This window comes from Alcaligenes sp. Lyrl_28, from assembly GCF_051948705.1.
GTDB classification, from domain to species: Bacteria; Pseudomonadota; Gammaproteobacteria; order Burkholderiales; family Burkholderiaceae_B; genus Alcaligenes; species Alcaligenes ammonioxydans.
The window spans coordinates 1-551 of record NZ_JAYJLG010000020.1 but is presented as its reverse complement, the minus strand read 5'-3'; the positions used below and the strand labels follow the sequence as shown (position 1 = coordinate 551).

Below are 551 nucleotides of genomic sequence, written 5' to 3'. Positions count from 1 at the left end.
TCACTCCACCTTCGCCAATGACATCAGCGGCACGGGTGGACTGCACAAGCGCGGCGCCGGCTCACTGGAGCTGAGCGGCAACAACAGCTACACCGGCGATACCACCGTCAGTGGGGGCCGTCTGGCCGTCAATGGCACCCTGGCCTCGGCTGTCACCGTCGAGCGCGACGGCACCCTGGGAGGCTCCGGGACCGTCGCCCAGGTCGATAACTACGGCACCCTGGCCCCCGGCAACTCGGTGGGCACACTGACCGTCAGCGGCGATTACACCGCCCATGCTGGCTCAATACATGAACTGGAGGTTGGCCCTGCTGGTGCAAACGATCGTCTGGTCGTCGGGGGGGCCGCCCATATCGACGGCACCCTGAAGCTGGCCGGCGGCCCTTTCCGTCAAAACGTCGCCTATTCCTTCGTGGACGCAGCCCAGGGCGTGACCGGGAAATACAGCCACATTACGTACGACATGGCATTCCTGTCACCAACGCTGCTCTACGGCCCCGGCCTGTCCTTGATGATCCAGCGCAATGACACCCCCTTTGCAGCATTTGCCC

1 protein-coding gene is annotated in these 551 nt (G+C 64.4%); it reads left to right on the top strand.

What is annotated here, in order from left to right:
- Positions 1-551, top strand: a 551-nt coding sequence (locus VF694_RS16420; RefSeq protein WP_440164913.1) for an autotransporter-associated beta strand repeat-containing protein, incomplete at both ends; no start/stop codon positions are given.